An 18,025-nucleotide genomic window follows, 5' to 3' on the forward strand; every position below is an offset into this window, starting at 1 on the left:
GGCGTTTACCAACGGGACGTGTACGGGCGAGCCGGCTGGTCGCCTTCGCCCTTCAAGGTCATGCCGCCCGGGCTGGTGATCACATCCAGCAGGGCCGCGGTCTCGGAGTCCGGCTGGCCGGCGTAGTTGGACGGGCGGTACTTCATCTGGAAGGTGGCGATCACATCCTGGGTGCCACGGTCCAGCTCGCCGTTGCGCGGCACGGCGTAGCCGACCTTGTTCAGCCGCTCCTGGAACCATTCGGCCGAGGGCAGTTCCTTGGCCGCGTACTCCTGGCGTTTGGCCTCCAGCTTGGCCTCGTCCGGCCAGGGGATCACGCCGGCATCGGCCAGCTGCTTCCAGGGGAACATGGGGCCCGGGTCCTGCTTGCGACCGGGGGCGATGTCGGCATGGCCGATCACGCGCTCGGGGCGGATGTTGTGGCGCTTGACGATGTCCTTGCACAGCGCGATCACCGCGTCGATCTGCTTCTGCGGGAACGGGGCGTAGACCTTGCCGTTCGGCGAGTCCACCCAGCCGGCATTGACGATCTCGATACCGATGGAGCCGGCGTTCAGGTTGGTGTGGCCGGTCCAGGAGCTCTGGCCGGCATGCCAGCTGCGGCGGGTCTCGTCCACCAGGCGGTAGATGGTGGGTGGCTCGTCGCGCACCAGGTAGTGGCTGGAGACCTGGCCGCCGGTGGTCAGCACGCGCAGCGACTTCTCGAAGTCGATCACCGTGTAGTGCAGCACCAGGAACTGCGCGCGGCTGTCCTGGTTCTGCGAAACGAACGTGGTGTCGATCTGCGGGCCGGTGGCGCAGGCGGACAGCAGCAGGGCGAGCGATGCGGCGAGGAGACGGGTCTTCATGATGCAGCAGGGTTCTCGGCCGCGCGGATCGCGGCGCTCTTGTGGGGTTCCAGATGGACGAGGCGTAACTCTAGGCCCTGGGGCAGGGCCTCGCCCAAGCCCTGGGCGATCAACGGATGCAATTGCAGGGCGCGGCCGGCGGCGGCCACGGGCTTGGCGCCGTAGCGCTTGATCAGGGCCAGCACCAGGCGCGCCAGCTCATGACCGGCTTTGAGCAGCAGGGCCTGGGCCTGCTCGTCACCCTCGCGCGCCGCGGCCGCCACGGCCAGGGCCAGACGGCCTATGGCACCGCGCTCGGCGCCGTAGATGAAGGCCCGGCTGACCGACCAGTCGCTGCCGCCAATGGCATCGAACAGCGCCCGGGCCAGCTTCGATTGCTGCCAGGCGCCGGGCGCTTCGTCCTCACCACGCCAGACCAGGGCCAGGGCCTGGCGAGCGATCCAGTAGCCGCTGCCTTCGTCACCCAGCAGGCCGCCACGGCCACCGGCGCGCTGCAGCTGGCCGCCTGCATCGACAAAGGCGGCAATGGAGCCGGTGCCGGCATAGAGCAGATAGCCCTCGCCCGGGGCGAAGGCGGCGCGGTAGGCGATGTCCATGTCGCCGCCGCAGCGGATGCTGGAAGGCGCCAGGCCCAGGGCCTGCGACAGCAGGTCTTCCATCTGGCGGGCCTGGGGCTTGTCCGACACGCCGGTGATGCCGGCGACCACCCGCAGCGGCCGGCCATGCGGCAGGACGGCGGCGGCCAGCTGGTGCGTGATCTGGGCCAGGGCGATGCGGCCGGTGGCGTCGTTCAGCATCAGGCCGCTGAAGCCGCCCACATGGCCTTCGGCAACCAGGCGGCCGCCGGCTTCGGCCAGCGCCCAGCGGGTCTGCGTGCCGCCAGCGTCCAGGCCCAGGCCCAGGCCGAGGCTGGGAACATGGGCGGAGGCGGGGGCGGTCATCGGCGGTGGCGGGCAGAAACAGAGCCGCCCCAGCTTAGGGGCCGGCCGCTGCAGCGGCAAATGTCAATGCGGTCCGGCCGCATAACCTGGCCGCATGGCGAGCTGGGACACCACCTCCAGCGCCGTCTTGACCTTGAAGGGTTTGAGCATGATGCGCGCCAGGCCCAGCGGCTTGAAGAGCTCGATCGTGGCCGGATCCACCTGCTCGGCCATCAGGGCCACCGGCAGGTCGCGGGCACTGCGCAGCTGGCCGGCGCGCAGGCTCTGCATCAGGGCCAGGCTCTCGACGCCATCGCCAATATCGAGCAGCAGCGCGTCGAAGCGCTCCTGCTCCAGCCGATGGCGCGCCGCCTCCAGGCTGACGGCCTCGGCCACGTCGGCCACATCCAGCTGGCGGGCCACCAGGGCCACGGTCCGGCGGAACAGCGAATGCGGATCGACCAGCAGCAGCTGCTTGCGGGCGGCGGCCGTCATGCGTCCAGCTCCCCGCGGCCCAGCAGCTCGCCCTGCACCAGCTCGCGCAGGGTGCCGAGGATGGCCAGGTCCGTCTCATCCAGCCGGCGCGGCTGGTAGTCGATCAGGCACAGCGTGCCCACGCGCAGGCCGGGCCCCACTTCCAGCGGCGCACCGGCATAGAAGCGGATGCCGGGCGGGCCGGTGACCAGGGGGTTGTCGACGAAGCGCGGGTCCAGCCGGGCATCCTCGACCAGCAGGATCTCGGGACTGAGGATGGCGTAGGCACAGAAGGCACTGTCGCGCGAGGTTTCGCAGGCATCGAGCCCGACCCGCGCCTTGAACCATTGGCGCTGGTCGTCGACCAGGCTCAGCAGCACCGTCGGCACCTCGAACTCCTGGCGTGCGAATTCGACGATGCGGTCGAAGCGCTGCTCGGGCGGCGTGTCCAGGATCAGCAGCTCGCGCAGCGCCTGCAGACGCTCGGCTTCGTTGTCGGGCAGCGGGGCAGCGGGCATGGGCCTCCTTCGGCTGTGCGCCAGGTGTGCCGCAGCTTAGCAGCGGCACATGCGGCCCGGCGAGACGCAACCCACAATCGCCGCCCATGAGCCGTCGTCCACTCGCCACCCTGCTGTCCGCCCTGATCCTCGCCGGCTGCGCCATCCCGCCGCCTGCCCCACCGCTCCAGCGCGAGGCCCTGGTCCAGGCCGACACCGCCATCGAGGCCATGATTGCGGCCGAGCAGATGCCGGGCGGCCAGTTCTGGGTCGAGCGCGAAGGCCAGAGCTACCACCGCGCCTATGGCCGCCGCGCCCTGCTGCCGACGCCGGAAGCGAGCGACGAGGCCACGGTCTACGACGCCGCCTCGCTGACCAAGGTCGTGGTCACCACGCCGCTGGTGCAGCTGCTGCGCGAGCAGGGCTTGCTGGACCTGGAGGCGCCCCTGCAGCGCTACCTGCCCGGCTGCGGCGGCGAAGCCTGGGGCGCGATCACGCTGCGACATCTGCTGACCCACACGGCGGGCCTGCCGGCCGGCATGTCGGCCAAACGAGCCGACGGCGAGTTCTGGACCGGCAAGGACGGCGCCCTGCAGCAGGCCTGCAGCCAGCCGCTGAAGGCCGCGCCGGGCACGGAGTTCCGCTATTCCGATATCAGCTTCATCCTGCTGGGCCTGATCGTCGAACGCGTGGGCGGCGCGCCGCTGGACCAGCAGGCCCGCCAGCGCCTGTTCGCGCCGCTGGGCATGCAGGACAGCGGCTACCTGCCGCTGCAGCGCCTGCAGGCCGGCCGCATCGCGCCCACCGAGATCCTCGAGGGTGGCCAGGTGCTGCGCGGCGAAGTCCACGACCCGACCGCTCGGCGCATGGGCGGCGTGGCCGGCCATGCCGGCCTGTTCACCACGAGCAGCGACCTGGCGCGCTACGCCCGCATGCTGCTGGCCGGCGGCAAGCTGCCGGATGGACGCCGCTTCCTGACTGCAGAAAGCATTCGGCTGCTGAGCGAACCGCAATCACCGCCGGGGCTGAAGGAACTGCGCACCGCCGGCTTCGACATGGACACGCCCTACTCCCGGCCCCGTGGCAGCCTCTATCCAAAGAGCAGCTATGGCCACACCGGCTTCACCGGCTGCATCCTCTGGATCGACCCGACCAGCCGCAGCTTCTACGTGCTGCTGGCCAACCGGGTCCACCCGGGCAAGCCGACCAACATCCTGCCGCTGTACGGACAGCTGGGCACGCTGGCGGCGCGGGCCACCGGCGTCGCCGAGGCTCAGAGCCGGTAGGCGCGGCGCTCGCTCTCGTTGCCGACGCGGTCCAGCGCCGAGATCACTGCGGCATCGAGGCCGGCGGCAGGCACGCTCAGCGGGCCGGTGGTGATCTCCATCCGCCATTGGCCGTCGGCCCGCAGCCAGACCGCATAACGGCTGGCCGGCTTGCCCAGCCCGGCGGCAGGCTTGAGCATCCAGTTCGTGCCCTGGCGCTCGGCACTCAGTTGCGGCATGCCGGGTGCGCCTTGCTCCAGCCAGGGCGTGGCCGGCACCAGCGCGGCCTCGCGATAAGGTCCGGCGGCCAGCTGGTCGGCCAGGCCTTTGCGGTTCTGGTTCAGGGCCACCATGCTGAAGTGCACATGGCCGGTGGACGGTGCGACGCGGCGGGTGATGTCGATCTGGCCCAGGATCTCGTCCGGGCCCCAGCTTTCGGGCTTGTCGGCCTGGATGCGGCTGGTGAACAGGCCGGGCCAGACATGGCGCTGCATCGGGTTGTTGGCGCGCCAGACCTGCAGCAGCGGCTCGTAGCTCTGGCCCTTCTGCGTGCGGCTCCAGTAGAGCTGCGGCACCAGGTAGTCCATCCAGCCCTGCTCCAGCCACAGCTCCACATGGGCGTAGAGCTTGTCGTACTGGCTGAAGCCGGCGATGTTCTCGTTGCGGATGGAAGGCTTCGGGATCCCGAAGGGGCTCACGCCGAACCGCACCCAGGGCTTGGTCGCGCGGATCATGCCGTAGATGCGCTCGATCAGTCGGTCCACGTTCTGGCGCCGCCAGTCATTGCGGGCCAGGGTGCCGCCGGCCTGCTGGTAGCGCTGCCAGCTGGGCTCGTCGGGGAAGTCCAGCTCTTCCTTCGAATCCGCCGCACGGCCCGGCAGGGCGATGGGATAGGGATAGAAGTAGTCGTCGATGTGCAGGCCATCGACCTCGTAGCGCTTGAGCACGTCCTTGAACACGGCCAGCGTGTGCTCGCCGGCCTCGGGCTCGCCCGGGTCCAGCCACAGCTGGTCGCCATAGCTCTTGACCCAGCCGGGCCTGGTCTGGCTCAGGTGGGTGGCGGCGGCGGTCGACTTGGCCGAGTTCTGGCGCGCGCGGAACGGGTTGAACCAGGCATGCAGCTCCAGGCCGCGGGCATGGGCCTCGGCGATCCAGAAGGCCAGCGGGTCGTAGCCCGGCGACACGCCTTGCGTGCCGGTCAGGTATTCGCTCCAGGGCTCCAGCTTGGACTCGTACAGCGCATCGGCCGCCGTGCGGATCTGGAAGATCACGGCGTTGAGCTTGAGCGCCACGCATTTGTCGAGCATGGCGCGGGCCTCGGCCTGCTGCTGCTCCATGCTCAGGCCCTTCTTGCTGGGCCAGTCGATGTTGGCCACGGTCGCCACCCAGGCGGCGCGGAACTCGCGCGTGGCGGCGGGCGCTTCGCGCAGCAGCTCGGGCGCCTCGCGCAGCGAACCACCACCGGCAAAGGGCAGGTCGGCACAGGCAGCCAAGGCGGCGGCGCTGGCAAGGACGGAGCGGCGAGTCAGAGTCATGGCATCAGACCTTCACGAACCATTTCTTGGACCACATGAAGTGGGCAACGCCGTACATCACGGCCACGAAGGCGATGGCGTACAGCAGGGAAGCATTGACCGGCGCCAGGCCCAGGGCCTGGATGGGCTCGTAGGCCCAGGCCTTGAGCGAGCGGCCGCCGGGCTTGAAGAAGCCCATCAGCTTGGCGACCAGGCCGGAGAACGCGAACAGGAAGAGCGCGTTCATGCCGAACACGATCAGCGGCCTGCCCCAGCGGGCGGCACGTTCGCGCCAGAGCTGCGAGGGCTGGGCGTCGAGCAGCCAGTAGAAGCTGCCGAACACCAGGCAGGCCCAGCCGGCCATGGCGAACACATAGGGCGGCGTCCACAGGCTCTTGTTGATGGGCATCAGCCAGGCATCGCCGAGCTGGCCCAGCCACAGGCAGGCCAGGCCGCCGACCATGAAGCCCATGGCCTTGTGCGCCGGCTCGCGCCTGGAGGCCAGCCAATGTCCGGCCAGTGCGCCGGCGATCAGGCTGGCCACGGCCGGCAGCGTGGACAGCAGGCCCTCGGGATCCCAGGTCCTGGCCTGCTTCCACAGATGGCCGTCCATCAGCAGCCGGTCCAGCCAGGCGCCGGTGTCTTCGCCGGGATTCAGCGAACCGACATGGACCACGCCAGCGGCATCGGGCACGGCCACGCAAAGCAGCAGCAGGCTGTAGCTCACGAGCAAGGCCAGGGCCGCGAGCAGCTGGCGGCGCCAGTCCAGCCACAGCACCAGGGGTGCGGCCAGCATGGTGCACAGGCCCAGCCGCTGCAGCACGCCGGGCCAGCGCAGATTGGCGAAGTCGAACTGCGGGATCAGGTTCAAGAGCAGGCCTATCAGCACGATGGTGGCGCCGCGGCGCAGTGCCTGCACCAGCAGGGCCTGCTTGCTGTCGCCCAGTGCCGCGCGGCGGCCCAGGCTGAGGGTCATCGAGATGCCGCTGATGAAGACGAAGAACGGGAAGATCCAGTCGGTGAACGTCCAGCCATGCCATTTGGCGTGGGCCAGCGGGCCGTAGAGATTCCCCCAGTCACCCGGGTTGTTGACCAGCAGCATCGCGGCGATGGTGAAGCCACGGAAGGCGTCGAGGCTGGCCAGGCGATTGCTCATGCCTCAGCCTTCTTGCCGAAGCCTTCCGGAATCTTGATCAGGGCCGCCATCGCAAACGAGGGAATCGTCGCCACCAGCACCCAGACGAAGAACCAGTGGTAGCCCAGCCAGGCCTGCAGCGCGCCGCTCCACATGCCGGGCAGCATCATGCCCAGGGCCATGAAGCCGGTGCAGATCGCGTAATGCGCGGTCTTGTGCTCGCCCTCTGCCACCAGAATCATGTACATCAGGTAGGCCGTGAAGCCGAGGCCATAACCAAATTGCTCCACGGCCAGAGCCGAGCTGACGATCCAAAGGCTGTGCGGCTGGGCCATGGCCAGCAGCAGGAACACCACATTGGGCACATGCATCAGCAGGATCAGCGGCCACAGCGCGCGCTTGAGGCCTATGCGCGAGATCACCCAGCCGCCCAGCAGCCCGCCAAGGGTCAGGGCGATCAGGCCCACGGTGCCGTAGGCGATGCCGACCTGCTTGGTGGACAGGCCCAGGCCGCCCAGCTCGGGCTTGTCCAGCAGGAATGGCGTGGCCAGCTTCAAGAGCTGGGCCTCGGGAAAGCGGTAGAGCAGCAAAAAGCCCAGGATCACGACAATGCCGGGCTTGGCGAAGAAGCGGGCGAACACGCGGCCGAATTCGCGCAGCGTGTCGCCGCCGCCGGGCACCGGCTTGTCGGTCTCGGGCCGCGGCAGCATGAAGCGGTGGTAGACCGCCATCGCGATGAACAGGCCGCAGAGCACGAAGAACACGACGCTCCAGGCGGTCTTCATGCTGCCGGTGCGCTCCTGCAGCTCGCCGGCCAGGTAGACCAGGGCGCCCTGGCCGGCGATATTGGCCAGCCGGTAGAAGGTGGAACGCACGCCGACGAAGGCGGCCTGGCTGTGCGTGGGCAGGGCCAGCAGGTAGAAGCCGTCGGCCGCGATGTCGTGCGAGGCCGAGGCAAAGGCCATCAGCCAGAACACCGCCAGGCTCCAGCGGAAGAAGTCGGGGCCGGGCAAGGTCAGCGCCACCATGGCCAGGGCCGCGCCGACGAAGAACTGCAGCACCACCACCCACAGCCGCTTGGTGCCGAACAGCTCGATCAGCGGCGACCACAGCGGCTTGATCACCCAGGGCAGGTAGAGCCAGCTGGTGTACAGCGCGATGTCGGTGTTCGACACCTCGAGATTCTTGTACATGATGACCGACAGGGTCATCACGACGACGTAGGGGATGCCTTGGCCGAAATACAGCGTCGGGATCCAGGACCAGGGGCTGCGGTTCGCGGGGGTGGAGTTCATGCGGGCATTGTGGAGGCGGCGACCGGGCTGTCCTCGGTCCGCATCTTGTTGACCCAGTTGCGCAGCGTCTGCTCCGCCAGGCCCAGCTCGCGGGCGGCGGCATAGACGCTGCGCCTGCGCGCCTGCTCCATCGCATGGCGCTTGAAGGCTGGCGTGTACTCGCGGCGTAGCGTGCTGCGCATGCAATGAAAAAGCAGCCGGCCGCTCAGTCGCTCAGCGCGCGGCGCACGCTGCCCTGGGCCGAGGCCAGCAGCTCGCGCGCCTGCTCGACCGACAGGTTCTTGCGTATCGCCACCAGGGCCACCTTCACATGGTGGTCGCATTGGGCCAGCACCTCGCGGGCCCGGGCCTCGTCGGCACCGGTGGCCCGCATTGTCAGGGCCACGGCCCGGCGCAAGAGCTTGGCATTGGTGGCCTTGAGGTCGACCATCAGGTTGCCGTAGACCTTGTTCAGCTTGACCATCAGGCTGCTGGAGAAGGTGTTCAGCGCCATCTTCTGGGCGCTGCCGGCCTTGAGCCGGGTCGAGCCGGAGATCACCTCGGGGCCGGTGTCCAGCGTAATGCCGAGCTCGGCGGCCTGGGTGACCGGGGCCTCGGCATTGTTGGCAAAGCCAATCGCCAGCGCGCCGGCCGCACGGGCTGCGCGGATCGCGCCCAGCACATAGGGCGTGCCGCCCGAGGCCGCCAGGGCCAGCAGCACATCGTTAGGACCGGGCTGCAGGCCGGCGATGTCGGCAGCGCCCTGGACCTCGTCGTCCTCGGCGCCTTCGATAGCGACGAACATGGCGTCACGGCCACCGGCGATCACCGCCACGGCGCGCTCGCGCGGCCAGGAGAAGGTGGGGTAGAGCTCCACGCTGTCCAGCACGCCGAGGCGACCCGAGGTGCCGGCACCGGCATAGAGCAAACGGCCGCCGGCCTGGATGCGCGGCAAGGCCGCTGCCACCGCCGCGGCCAGTTGGGGACCCGCGCGGCGCACCGCGTTGACGGCCTCAATCTGGTCCTCGATGAATACGCTGACCAGCTGGGGCAGCTCGTACAGGTCCAGGTCCGGATGGGCGCTGCTGGGGGTTTCGGTCTTCAGCATGGGGATACCGCAGAGTGGTAGCTGGACTCTAATGGTCTACCAATGGTCTGGTCAATTCGCTTGATGGCCCTAGCCATAACTTCAGGCAATGGCGTCAAAAACAGAAGTGGGTGTAAGTTCGGCCGGCCCTGGCCCGACGCAAGTCGGCAAGCCGGGGCTTTCCGGCCTGTAGTAGCAATGTTTCTTCCCTACTCCTCAACTACTTCACCGATTGGAGACACGCATATGCAAGCCAAGACTCTGAAGACCGGCCTCGGCCTGGCCGTCGCTGCCGCCGCCCTGTTCGCCGCCGGCACCACGCCGACCCTGGCCCAGGGCACCGACGCCAAGGTCAAGTGTTCGGGCGTGAACGCCTGCAAGGGCACCTCGGAATGCAAGACCGCCAAGAGCGACTGCAAGGGCCACAACGCCTGCAAGGGCCAGGGCTGGGTCAGCAAGAAGTCCGCCGAGGAATGCACCAAGGCCGGCGGCAAGGTCGAGAAGTAAAAAGAACCTGCAGGACCGCCTCGGCGGTCCTGCTTCTTCATGCTTATCTCACCCAATAGCTTTGGGCTTGGGCTCCGCGTCGAGCACTACCAAGCTCTCGCAGAACCCGGCCTGGCTCACAAGCCCGACTGGCTGGAAATCATTTCCGAGAACTACCTGGTGCCCGGCGGCAAGCCGCTGCGGCATCTCGAAAACCTGCGGCGCGACTACCCCCTGGTGATGCACGGGGTCTCGCTGTCCATAGGCAGCTCCGACCCGCTGGACCTGGCCTACCTGGACCAGCTCAAGGCCCTGGCGGACCGCGTCGAGCCGGGCTGGGTCTCCGACCACCTGTGCTGGACCGGCGTCGACCACCGCAACCTGCATGACCTGCTGCCCCTGCCCCTGAACCGGGCGATGCTGGAGCATCTGCTGCCGCGCATAGACCAGGTCCAGCAGCACCTGGGCCGGCGCCTGGTGCTGGAGAACGTGTCCTCCTACCTGCAGTTCGCCGACGACGAACTGGGCGAGGCCGACTTCATCGCCGAGCTGGCCCGCCGAAGCGGCTGTGGCCTGCTGCTGGACGTGAACAACGTCTATGTGTCCAGCCGCAACCATCACTTCGATCCACGGGCCTACATAGACCGCATCCCGGCCGAAGCCGTCGTGCAGATCCACCTGGCCGGCCACGAGGACCAGGGCGATCTGGTGATCGATACCCATGACCATCCGATCTGCGAAGCGGTCTGGCAGCTCTACGAGTACACGCTGCGCCGCATAGGCCCGCGGCCGAGCATGATCGAGCGCGACGACCACATCCCGCCGCTGGCCGAGCTGCTGATGGAGTTGGAAGAGGCCCGCCGGCTCGCCGCCGAGCTGCAGTTGGAGCCCGCCACATGAACTTTTCCGCGCAGCAGCAAGCGCTGCAGGCCGCCATCTGCAGCGGCGCCGAGGTCGAAGGCCTGTTGCGCCCCGGCTCAAGGCTGGACGTCTATGCCAACGCCTACCGGGCCCGGCTCACCGAGGCGCTGCGCGACAACCACGAGGTGCTCTACCGCGCCATGGGCGACCAAGCCTTCGACACCTTGGCGCAGGCCTATGTCGATGCCCATCCCTCGCCCTACCGCTCGATACGCTGGTTCGGCGACCAGTTGGCCGGCTTCATGGCCGGCGCCTACGTCGAACAACTACCTCATGCTTCGCTGGTCGACCTGGCCCGCATGGACTGGGCCCTGCGCGGCGCCTTCGACGCGGCCGACAGCACGCCGCTGCAGGCCGCCGATCTGGCCGGCCTGGCCGCCGAGCAATGGCCGGCCTTGCGCCTGAGCCTGCAGCCCGGCAGCCAGCTGTTGCTGCTCGACTGGGTGATAGAGCCGGCCTGGACCGCGCTGCGCGAAGCCGAGTCCGAGCAGGACCTGCCCGAGCTGGACGAGCCGGTCGAGGGTCGGCATTCACTGCTGGTCTGGCGCCTCGGCTTGGAAACCCGCTGGCGCACCGTGGAGCCGCTGGAAGCCGAACTGCTGTTGGCGCTGCAACAAGGCGCCTGCTTCGCCGAGCTGTGCGAAGCCGCGGCGGCCCGCGAGGCCGACGACCCGGCGGCGGCCGTGATCGCCGCCCTTCAGCAATGGCTCGCCGACGAGCTGCTGGCAAGCGGAGTCGTCCTGGCCGAGGCATGATGCGGGCCTCCCTCCCCCACCTCGCAGGACCCGACCATGCCGAAGCCCGTGAAGACCGCTTTCGCCGCCCTCACCCTCGTCGCCGCCGGCCTGGCCCAGGCGGCGCTGCCGGTCGGGGCGCCGGCGCCTGACTTCAGCACCGAGGCGGCGCTGGGCGGCCAGCCCTTCAAGTTCAGCCTGAGCGACACGCTGAAGAAGAAGGGCCCGGTGGTGCTGTACTTCTATCCCAAGGCCTTCACCAAGGGCTGCACCATCGAGGCCCATCTGTTCGCAGAAGCCAGCGAGAAGTTCGAGGCCATGGGCGCCACCGTGGTCGGCATCTCCAACGACTCGATAGACACGCTGAAGAAGTTCTCGGTCGAGGAATGCCGCAACAAGTTCGCCGTGGCGGCCGACGCCGGCGCCAAGGTCACCAAGGACTACGACGCCAAGCTGCCGGTGGTCGACATGTCGGCCCGCATCTCCTACCTGATCGACACCCAGGGCCGCATCGCCGCCGTCCATGCCGACATGAAGCCCGAAGGCCATATCGAAACCATGCTGAAGGCGGCCGAGCAGCTCAAGGCCACCGGCAAGCGCTGAGGTACTTCAGCGCAGCGGCAACCGCAACTCGAACAGCGCGCCGCCGCCCGGCGATTCAAGCAGGTGGATCTCGCCACCCAGGCGCTGGGTCACCAGGCGATAGACCAGGTGCAGGCCCAGGCCCGAGGAGCCCTGGCCCAGCCGGGTGGTGAAGAAGGGGTCGAAGACGCGGGCCCGGTGGGCGGATGCGATGCCGCGGCCGCTGTCCGCTACACGAAGCAGGTAGTGGTCTGCATCCCGCTCGCCTTCGAGGCGCAGTCGCCGAAGCCCGGGCCAGCCCTCGAAGCCATGGACCAGGGCGTTGTCTATCAGCTGGGCCAGCACCTGGCCGAGGGCGCCGGGATTGCCATGCAGCAGCTGCTCCGACACCGCGCCCGGCTCGGCCTCGACCGCCGCCTTGCGCAGGCCCGGCTCCATCACGGCCAACGTATTGCGCACCACGTCGCCGACCTGGAAGTCGACCAGCTCGGCGCTCGCCTGCTCCAGCGCCAGGGCCTTGAAGCTGCGCACCAGCTCGGCCGCGCGCTCCAGGCTGCGCTGGGTAAGGCGCAGGCCGTCGTCCAGATTGGCATGGAATTCATCGACCATGCGCCGGCTCAGGCGCTCGCCCTCGTAGGCGCGCCGGTGCTGCTGGGCCACGGCCTCCAGCGTCGAGGTGGCCAGGATGGCATTGCCCAGCGGCGTGTTCAGCTCATGCGCGACGCCGGCCACCAGATGGCTCAGCGCCGCCTGCTTCTCGCGCTCCAGCAGCATCCGGGTCGCATGTTCCAGCTCGCGGGTGCGCTCCTGCACCTTGAGCTCCAGCGCATCGCGTGCCTCGGCCAGCTCGCGCTCCAGCTGGCTGCCCTGCCGCCGCAGGTATTCGTTCTGGCCCTGGGCCCGCGCATAGTCCATCACCTGCTCCAGGGTCTTGCCGAACGAGCGGGCCTGGTGACCCACCCGCTCCTGCATCAGGCGCACCTGGGCCTTGCGGGTCTGCAGCGCCAGGTCCAGCAGGCCGGCCTCCTCGGCGCATTCGGCCTTGCGCAGCAGGATGCGGGCCAGGATGGGCATGGAAGGAAACCGGTCGGCCAGGAGCTTGGCCTGGTCGAACTGCTCCAGGGCTTCGGCATGCCGCCCACGCTTCCAGGCCAACAGGGCCAGGTTCTGGAAGTAGAAGATCTGGTGCCGCTCCAGTACTTCGCCGCTGGCGACGATTCGCCCGGCCTCGTCCAGCAGGGGCTCCACCTCGTCCAGACGGCCCAGCCAGAGCAGCTGGTTGGCCAGGTTGACCGTGTCGCGCAGCAGCACGCTGGGCGGCAGATAGTCCGGGCGCTCGCAGGCCTCCAGGTAGAGCTGACGGGCGACGCGCTCGGAGTCTTCGTAGCGGTCCAGGAAGGAATAGGCCGCGCCCACGTTGTTGAGCAGGCCATGGCGCATGGCCGGCGGCAGGCTGACCTGGCGCTGCGGGTCGCCGAGCAGCGGCTCGAAGCGCTGCAGCAGCTCGTCGAACATCTCGCCTTCGTACAGGCAATGGCTGGCCCGCACCTGGGCCATGACGACCGAGCGCGCGTCGCCCAGCTCCGCGTACAGGGCCTCGGCCTGCGACAGCGCATCCAGGGCCTGGGTCACCATGCGCAGGCGGCTGACCACGCGGCCATAGGCCACCAGGGCATCGGCCAGCGCCCGCGTATCGCCCAGCCTGCGCGCCTGCTCCAGCAGCGCATTGGCCTGCTCCTGGCTGGGGGGCTGCTGGTCGGTGAACACGGCCAGCACCATCTCGCGCAGCGCCATGCGCATCCGGCCGGCAGCATCCGGGGCCCGGCCGCGCAGCCGTTCGGCCAGCGCATGGCTGCGCCGCGTATCGACGGCATCCAGGCTGTCGTCGAACTCCGACAGCAGTTGATCGAATTCCAGCTGCAGCATCGAGGCAACGCCCGCTTTCCTGCGGCCTGGGCCGGGATCCCCGCCGCTATCATTTGCCCCCAGGGTGACCAGTATCCTCGGATTCCTGGGCCGAACAGCATCAACAAGAATGCATCCGCCCATATCGGGGTGTCGTCGAGGGACCAGTGACAGAACAGATCGAATGGCGGGCGCGCGTGCGACTTGTCGATGAAGTAGCGCAGGTGCTGCGCCAGCGGATTTACATGGGCCAATACGCTCCGGGCGAGATGCTGCGGCAGGTGCAGTTGGCGGCCGACCTCAAGGTCAGCCGCACGCCGCTGCGCGAGGCCTTGCGCATGCTGCAGTCCGAAGGCCTGGTCGAGGCCGACAGCGTGCGCGGCGTCTGCGTCGCCCGGGCCGACCACCGCCGCCTGCTCGACGCCTACGCGATGCGCGAGATGCTGGACGCCCTGGCCGCCCGCCAGGCCGCCGAGCGCGGCAGCAATCGGGCCGGCGAGCTGCTGGAGCCGCTGCTGCAGCGCCAGGAGGCGGCGCTGTCGCCCTGGTCGGCCAGCGACTATGCGCAGAGCAATGTGGACTTCCACGCCGCCATCGTGGTGCTGGCCGACAACGAGTTCCTCGACTCGCAGATGGCCCTGGTGCGCAAGACCTCGCAGGTGTTCGCGCCGGCCGTGCTGATCACCAAGGACCGGGCCCGGCCCGCCATCGCCGAGCACCGCGCCATTGCCGAGGCCATCGCGGCCGGCGACGCCGACGCGGCCGAGCGCGAGGCCAGGTTGCATATCCGCGCCACGCTGGGCTGCCTCAAGCAGGCGGCGCGCTACCAGCAAGACCCGCCCCTCAGCCTGCCGCCGCGAAGGCGCTGACCCGAGGTGAGCCTGGCCCTGCTGCGTCGAACCCTGTGGCTGCTGGCCACGCTAGGCGCCGCATCGCTCTTGATCTTTGCGCTGCTGGACCTGCTGCCCGGCAATGCCGCGCAGGTGCTGCTGGGGCCGGACGCAGCGCCCGAGGCGGTGCAGGCGCTGAGCCGGCAGCTGGGCCTGGACCGCAGCGCTCCAGAGCGCTACCTGGCCTGGATCGCCGGCCTGCTGCGCGGTGAGCTGGGCGACAGCGCCAGCTACGGCGCACCGGCCTGGCCGCTGATCGTCGAGCGGCTGCAACTGACCCTGCCGCTGGCCCTGCTGGCCTTCTCATTCGCCCTCGTGATCGCGCTGTCAGCCGGGGTCTATGCGGCCAGCCGCCATGGCCGCTTCGGCGACTTCGGCGTGATGGCGCTGAGCCAGCTCGGCATCGCCGTGCCCGGCTTCTGGCTGGCCATCCTGTTGATGCTGCTGTTCTCGGTGAAGCTTCAATGGCTGCCGGCCGGCGGCTTTCCGGGTTGGCGCGCCGAACAGGGGGGCGGACTGTGGCCGGCGCTGCAGGCCCTGCTGCTGCCGGCCATCGCCCTGGGCCTGGTACAGGGCGCCATCCTGGCCCGCGTGACCCGCTCCAGCCTGGTGGAACTGCTGCGCGAGGACTTCGTTCGCAATGCCCGCGCCCAGGGCCTGTCGCGCCGCGCCCTGCTGTGGGGTCCGGTCTTGCGCAATGCGCTGCTGCCGGTGCTGACCCTGGCCGGCCTGCAGTTCGCCAACCTGCTGGCCGGCGCCATCGTGGTCGAGAACGTGTTCACCCTGCCCGGCCTTGGCCGGCTGATCTTTCAGGCCATCGCCAACCGCGACCTGATCCTGGTCCGCAATGCGGTGATGCTGGCCGTGGCCCTGGTGCTGGCGATCAACTTCGTCGTCGACCTGCTCTACCTGGGTCTGGATCCGCGGCTGCGCCGGGGTGGCCCGCGATGAGCGCCCGCAACCCGCTGGGCCTGCGCGTGGGCGCCACGGTCAGTCTGCTCGTGGGGCTGCTGGCCGCGCTGTCGTGGCTGTGGACGCCCTGGCCGCTGCAAGACGTGGACATGGACGCCCGCCTGTTGCCCATCAGCAGCGCGCATTGGCTGGGCACGGACGCACTGGGCCGCGACGTGTTGAGCCTCCTGATGGCGGGCAGCCGCAATGCCTTGCTGGTCGGCGTGGTCGCGGTGGGCATAGGCCTGAGCGGCGGCACGCTGCTGGGGCTCTGGGCCGCAGCGCGGCGCGGCTGGGTCGAGCAGCTGATCCTGCGCGCCGCCGACATAGGCTTCGCCTTCCCGGCCCTGATCTCGGCCCTGATCTTCACCGCCGTCTGGGGGCCCGGCATAGGCAATGCCATCGCCGCCATCGGCCTGCATGCGGTGCCGACCTTCGCCCGCGTCGCGCGCGGCGCGGCCCTGGCGGTCTGGTCGCGCGATTACGTGCTGGCGGCCCGGGCCTGCGGCAAGGGCCGCTGGCGCATCACCTGGGACCATGTGCTGCCCAATATCGCGGCGCCGCTGATCGTGCAGGCCACGATCCAGTTCGCGCTGGCCGTGCTGGCCGAGGCGGCCCTGTCCTACCTGGGCCTGGGCACGCAGCCGCCCGAGCCGTCCTGGGGCCGCATGCTGGCCGAGGCCCAGAGCTGGATGTTCCAGGCGCCGCAGCTGGCGCTGTGGCCGGGCCTGGCCATCGTCATCACCGTGCTGGGCCTGAACCTGCTGGGCGATGGCCTGCGCGACCGGCTGGACCCGAGGCTGGAGCGCGGCCGATGAGCCTTCTAGAGGTCGAAGCATTGAAGGTCCGCCTGGCCAACGGCCACGAAGTGCTGCGCGGCCTGGACTTCGAGCTGCGCGCCGGCGAGACCCTGGCCCTGATAGGCGAATCGGGCAGCGGCAAGAGCATGACCGCCCTGGCCCTGATGGGCCTGCTGCCCGAGGGCTCGCGGGCCCTGGGCCGCATCGAGTTCGACGGCCAGCCGCTGCTGGGCCTGCAGGAGGGCAGCTGGCGCAAGCTGCGCGGACGCCGCATCGCCCTGGTGCCGCAGGAGCCGCTGTCGGCCCTGAACCCGCTGCAGCGCGCGCTGGACCAGGTGATGCTGCCGCTGCGCGCCCATCGCCTGCACGAGGGCGCCGAGGCGCGGGCCCGCGAGCTGCTGGCCCGCGTGGGCCTGGCCGAGTCGCGCTGGCGCGCCTGGCCGCATGAGCTGTCCGGCGGCCAGCGCCAGCGGGTGCTGATCGCCCAGGCCCTGGCCGCGCGGCCCGCCCTCTTGATCGCCGACGAGCCGACCTCGGCCCTGGACGGCGCCTCGCAGCGCCAGGTGCTGGAGCTGCTGGCCGAGCTGGGCCGCGAGCAAGGCCTGGCCCTGCTGCTGATCTCGCATGATCTGGGCCTGGTGGCACGGCGCGCCCAGCGCCTGCTGGTGATGTACGGCGGCCGATTGATGGAACAGGGGCCGGCCGTGGAGCTGCTGACCCAGCCGGCCCATCCCTATACCGCGGCCCTGCTGGCGGCGCGGCCCGGCCTGCTCAGCCGGGGCCAGGTCTTGCCGGCGATCCCGGGCAGCGTGCCGGCGGCCGGACACTGGCCGGCCGGCTGTCCGTTCGCGGGCCGTTGCCCCCAGGGCGACGAGCGCTGCGCGGCCGAGGCACCGCCGGTCGTCGCCACCGATGAGCGCAGTACGAGCTGCTGGAGGCGGATCGGATGAGCGCGCCGCTGCTCAAGCTCACCGACCTGCGCCGCCATTACCGGCTGCCTCGCACTTCGCTGCTGCGGCCGGGCGCAAGCCTGAGCGTGCTGGACGGCGTCAGCCTGGAGCTGCAGGCCGGCGGCTCGCTGGGCCTGGTCGGCGCCTCGGGTTCGGGCAAGAGCACACTGGCCCGCCTGGTGATGGCGCTGGAGCGGCCCGACAACGGCACGGTGGAACTGCAGGGCCGCGACCTCAATCGACTGAGCCCGCGCGAGCTGCTGGAGGCCCGACGCGACCTGGCCATCGTGTTCCAGGACCCGGCCGGCGCGCTGGACCCGCGCATGACCGTGGAGCGCAGCGTGGCCGAGCCGCTGGAACTGCTGGAGCGCATGCCGCGGCCGATGCGGCGCGAGCGGGTGCTGGAGATGCTGGAGGCGGTGGGCCTGTCGGCGGCCGACCTGGGCAAGTATCCGCACCAGTTCTCCGGCGGCCAGCGCCAGCGCATTGCCATCGCCCGCGCCCTGGTGACACGGCCGCGGCTGATCGTCGCCGACGAGCCGGTCAGCGCGCTGGACATGTCGGTCCAGGCCCAGGTCCTGAACCTGCTGCAGGACCTGCGCCAGCGCTTCGGCATGGCCCTGCTCTTGATCAGCCATGACCTGGCCGTGGTGGCCCAGCTGTGCGAGCAGCTGGCCGTGCTGCAGGCCGGCCGCATCGTCGAGCAGGGGCCGCTGGAGGAGTTGCTGGTCGCGCCCCAGCAGGCCTACACGCGGGAGCTGCTGACCGGACTCTGAACCGGCAGCGGCTGTC

At 69.7% G+C, this 18,025-nt stretch carries 20 protein-coding genes; 10 read left to right on the forward strand and 10 right to left on the reverse strand.

Going from position 1 to position 18,025, the window contains the following annotated elements; genetic code table 11:
* Positions 1 to 5 precede the first annotated feature (5 nt).
* From QT382_RS18970 to QT382_RS18985, 4 genes are all read right to left on the reverse strand, one after another.
* The gene (locus tag QT382_RS18970; RefSeq protein WP_289255689.1) at positions 6 to 848 is read right to left on the reverse strand and encodes an N-acetylmuramoyl-L-alanine amidase; all 843 of its coding nucleotides are present in this window, start codon (positions 846 to 848) and stop codon (positions 6 to 8) included.
* Positions 845 to 1,789, reverse strand: coding sequence for a BadF/BadG/BcrA/BcrD ATPase family protein (locus QT382_RS18975; protein WP_289255690.1), 945 nt, complete (start codon positions 1,787 to 1,789; stop codon positions 845 to 847). Before QT382_RS18975 ends, QT382_RS18970 begins: the two co-directional genes overlap by 4 nt.
* A gap of 63 nt (positions 1,790 to 1,852) precedes the next feature.
* On the reverse strand, positions 1,853 to 2,263 hold the full coding sequence (locus tag QT382_RS18980; RefSeq protein ID WP_289255691.1) for a response regulator: 411 nt from the start codon (positions 2,261 to 2,263) through the stop codon (positions 1,853 to 1,855).
* On the reverse strand, positions 2,260 to 2,760 hold the full coding sequence (locus QT382_RS18985; RefSeq protein WP_289255692.1) for a GAF domain-containing protein: 501 nt from the start codon (positions 2,758 to 2,760) through the stop codon (positions 2,260 to 2,262). The genes QT382_RS18980 and QT382_RS18985 overlap by 4 nt, the downstream gene beginning before the upstream one ends.
* An 86-nt stretch (positions 2,761 to 2,846) precedes the next feature.
* On the opposite strand from QT382_RS18985, the gene QT382_RS18990 reads away from it, so the two are divergent.
* A complete protein-coding gene (locus QT382_RS18990) occupies positions 2,847 to 4,025 on the forward strand; it encodes a serine hydrolase domain-containing protein (RefSeq protein WP_289255693.1) in 1,179 nt (392 codons plus the stop codon).
* On the opposite strand, the gene QT382_RS18995 is transcribed toward QT382_RS18990, so the two are convergent.
* Genes QT382_RS18995 through QT382_RS19015 form a run of 5 tightly spaced genes read right to left on the reverse strand, consistent with a single transcriptional unit; the run spans position 4,013 to position 9,035 of the window.
* Entirely contained in the window at positions 4,013 to 5,539 is a 1,527-nt protein-coding gene (locus QT382_RS18995) for a glycoside hydrolase family 10-like protein (protein ID WP_289255694.1), read from the reverse strand. The genes QT382_RS18990 and QT382_RS18995 overlap by 13 nt on opposite strands.
* Positions 5,540 to 5,543: 4 nt before the next feature.
* Positions 5,544 to 6,674, reverse strand: a complete 1,131-nt coding sequence (locus tag QT382_RS19000; protein ID WP_289255695.1) for an acyltransferase family protein — start codon at positions 6,672 to 6,674, stop codon at positions 5,544 to 5,546.
* Positions 6,671 to 7,948 carry an MFS transporter gene (locus QT382_RS19005; protein WP_289255696.1) on the reverse strand — a complete coding sequence of 426 codons (1,278 nt, stop codon included), beginning with the start codon at positions 7,946 to 7,948 and terminating at the stop codon, positions 6,671 to 6,673. The genes QT382_RS19000 and QT382_RS19005 overlap by 4 nt, the downstream gene beginning before the upstream one ends.
* Entirely contained in the window at positions 7,945 to 8,130 is a 186-nt protein-coding gene (locus QT382_RS19010) for a transposase (protein WP_289255697.1), read from the reverse strand. The genes QT382_RS19005 and QT382_RS19010 overlap by 4 nt, the downstream gene beginning before the upstream one ends.
* A 23-nt stretch (positions 8,131 to 8,153) precedes the next feature.
* On the reverse strand, positions 8,154 to 9,035 hold the full coding sequence (locus QT382_RS19015) for an N-acetylmuramic acid 6-phosphate etherase (protein ID WP_289255698.1): 882 nt from the start codon (positions 9,033 to 9,035) through the stop codon (positions 8,154 to 8,156).
* Between the two features lie 225 nt (positions 9,036 to 9,260).
* On the opposite strand from QT382_RS19015, the gene bufA2 reads away from it, so the two are divergent.
* From bufA2 to QT382_RS19035, 4 genes are read left to right on the forward strand one after another with little or no spacing between them, the layout of a single operon-like run.
* Positions 9,261 to 9,521, forward strand: a complete 261-nt coding sequence (gene bufA2 / locus QT382_RS19020) for a BufA2 family periplasmic bufferin-type metallophore (RefSeq protein WP_289255699.1) — start codon at positions 9,261 to 9,263, stop codon at positions 9,519 to 9,521.
* A 39-nt stretch (positions 9,522 to 9,560) separates the two neighbouring features.
* Positions 9,561 to 10,400, forward strand: a complete 840-nt coding sequence (gene bufB / locus QT382_RS19025) for an MNIO family bufferin maturase (RefSeq protein ID WP_289255700.1) — start codon at positions 9,561 to 9,563, stop codon at positions 10,398 to 10,400.
* Positions 10,397 to 11,176: an HvfC/BufC N-terminal domain-containing protein gene (locus QT382_RS19030; RefSeq protein WP_289255701.1), complete on the forward strand. Its 780-nt coding sequence runs from the start codon at positions 10,397 to 10,399 to the stop codon at positions 11,174 to 11,176. Before bufB ends, QT382_RS19030 begins: the two co-directional genes overlap by 4 nt.
* Before the next feature lie 36 nt (positions 11,177 to 11,212).
* Complete coding sequence (locus QT382_RS19035; protein ID WP_289255702.1) at positions 11,213 to 11,758, forward strand: peroxiredoxin; 546 nt, start codon at positions 11,213 to 11,215, stop codon at positions 11,756 to 11,758.
* A gap of 6 nt (positions 11,759 to 11,764) precedes the next feature.
* Here the strand turns inward: QT382_RS19035 and QT382_RS19040 are convergent, their stop codons facing one another.
* Complete coding sequence (locus QT382_RS19040; protein ID WP_289255703.1) at positions 11,765 to 13,663, reverse strand: sensor histidine kinase; 1,899 nt, start codon at positions 13,661 to 13,663, stop codon at positions 11,765 to 11,767.
* Positions 13,664 to 13,809: 146 nt separating this feature from the next.
* On the opposite strand from QT382_RS19040, the gene QT382_RS19045 reads away from it, so the two are divergent.
* Genes QT382_RS19045 through QT382_RS19065 form a run of 5 tightly spaced genes read left to right on the forward strand, consistent with a single transcriptional unit; the run spans position 13,810 to position 18,009 of the window.
* Entirely contained in the window at positions 13,810 to 14,511 is a 702-nt protein-coding gene (locus QT382_RS19045; RefSeq protein WP_289255704.1) for a GntR family transcriptional regulator, read from the forward strand.
* Positions 14,512 to 14,517: 6 nt separating this feature from the next.
* Positions 14,518 to 15,483 carry an ABC transporter permease gene (locus QT382_RS19050; RefSeq protein WP_289255705.1) on the forward strand — a complete coding sequence of 322 codons (966 nt, stop codon included), beginning with the start codon at positions 14,518 to 14,520 and terminating at the stop codon, positions 15,481 to 15,483.
* Entirely contained in the window at positions 15,480 to 16,301 is an 822-nt protein-coding gene (locus QT382_RS19055) for an ABC transporter permease (RefSeq protein ID WP_289255706.1), read from the forward strand. Before QT382_RS19050 ends, QT382_RS19055 begins: the two co-directional genes overlap by 4 nt.
* Positions 16,298 to 17,233 (forward strand): ABC transporter ATP-binding protein, encoded by a 936-nt coding sequence (locus QT382_RS19060; RefSeq protein ID WP_289255707.1) that lies wholly within the window; start codon positions 16,298 to 16,300, stop codon positions 17,231 to 17,233. The genes QT382_RS19055 and QT382_RS19060 overlap by 4 nt, the downstream gene beginning before the upstream one ends.
* On the forward strand, positions 17,230 to 18,009 hold the full coding sequence (locus QT382_RS19065; RefSeq protein ID WP_289255708.1) for an ATP-binding cassette domain-containing protein: 780 nt from the start codon (positions 17,230 to 17,232) through the stop codon (positions 18,007 to 18,009). The genes QT382_RS19060 and QT382_RS19065 overlap by 4 nt, the downstream gene beginning before the upstream one ends.
* Positions 18,010 to 18,025 lie beyond the last annotated feature (16 nt).

It is taken from the genome of Pelomonas sp. SE-A7 (genome assembly GCF_030345705.1).
Lineage (GTDB): Bacteria > Pseudomonadota > Gammaproteobacteria > Burkholderiales > Burkholderiaceae_C > JAUASW01.

Bases quoted from the DNA above. Each gene is read 5' to 3' on its own strand.
- QT382_RS18990 (WP_289255693.1), top strand. From the start codon at position 2,847: ATGAGCCGTCGTCCACTCGCCACCCTGCTGTCCGCCCTGATCCTCGCC.
- QT382_RS19010 (WP_289255697.1), bottom strand. From the start codon at position 8,130: ATGCGCAGCACGCTACGCCGCGAGTACACGCCAGCCTTCAAGCGCCAT.
- QT382_RS19055 (WP_289255706.1), top strand. From the start codon at position 15,480: ATGAGCGCCCGCAACCCGCTGGGCCTGCGCGTGGGCGCCACGGTCAGT.
- bufB (WP_289255700.1), top strand. From the start codon at position 9,561: ATGCTTATCTCACCCAATAGCTTTGGGCTTGGGCTCCGCGTCGAGCAC.
- QT382_RS19065 (WP_289255708.1), top strand. From the start codon at position 17,230: ATGAGCGCGCCGCTGCTCAAGCTCACCGACCTGCGCCGCCATTACCGG.
- QT382_RS19060 (WP_289255707.1), top strand. From the start codon at position 16,298: ATGAGCCTTCTAGAGGTCGAAGCATTGAAGGTCCGCCTGGCCAACGGC.
- QT382_RS19040 (WP_289255703.1), bottom strand. From the start codon at position 13,663: ATGCTGCAGCTGGAATTCGATCAACTGCTGTCGGAGTTCGACGACAGC.
- bufA2 (WP_289255699.1), top strand. From the start codon at position 9,261: ATGCAAGCCAAGACTCTGAAGACCGGCCTCGGCCTGGCCGTCGCTGCC.
- QT382_RS19015 (WP_289255698.1), bottom strand. From the start codon at position 9,035: ATGCTGAAGACCGAAACCCCCAGCAGCGCCCATCCGGACCTGGACCTG.
- QT382_RS19030 (WP_289255701.1), top strand. From the start codon at position 10,397: ATGAACTTTTCCGCGCAGCAGCAAGCGCTGCAGGCCGCCATCTGCAGC.
- QT382_RS19035 (WP_289255702.1), top strand. From the start codon at position 11,213: ATGCCGAAGCCCGTGAAGACCGCTTTCGCCGCCCTCACCCTCGTCGCC.
- QT382_RS18975 (WP_289255690.1), bottom strand. From the start codon at position 1,789: ATGACCGCCCCCGCCTCCGCCCATGTTCCCAGCCTCGGCCTGGGCCTG.
- QT382_RS18980 (WP_289255691.1), bottom strand. From the start codon at position 2,263: ATGACGGCCGCCGCCCGCAAGCAGCTGCTGCTGGTCGATCCGCATTCG.
- QT382_RS19000 (WP_289255695.1), bottom strand. From the start codon at position 6,674: ATGAGCAATCGCCTGGCCAGCCTCGACGCCTTCCGTGGCTTCACCATC.
- QT382_RS18995 (WP_289255694.1), bottom strand. From the start codon at position 5,539: ATGACTCTGACTCGCCGCTCCGTCCTTGCCAGCGCCGCCGCCTTGGCT.
- QT382_RS19005 (WP_289255696.1), bottom strand. From the start codon at position 7,948: ATGAACTCCACCCCCGCGAACCGCAGCCCCTGGTCCTGGATCCCGACG.
- QT382_RS18985 (WP_289255692.1), bottom strand. From the start codon at position 2,760: ATGCCCGCTGCCCCGCTGCCCGACAACGAAGCCGAGCGTCTGCAGGCG.
- QT382_RS18970 (WP_289255689.1), bottom strand. From the start codon at position 848: ATGAAGACCCGTCTCCTCGCCGCATCGCTCGCCCTGCTGCTGTCCGCC.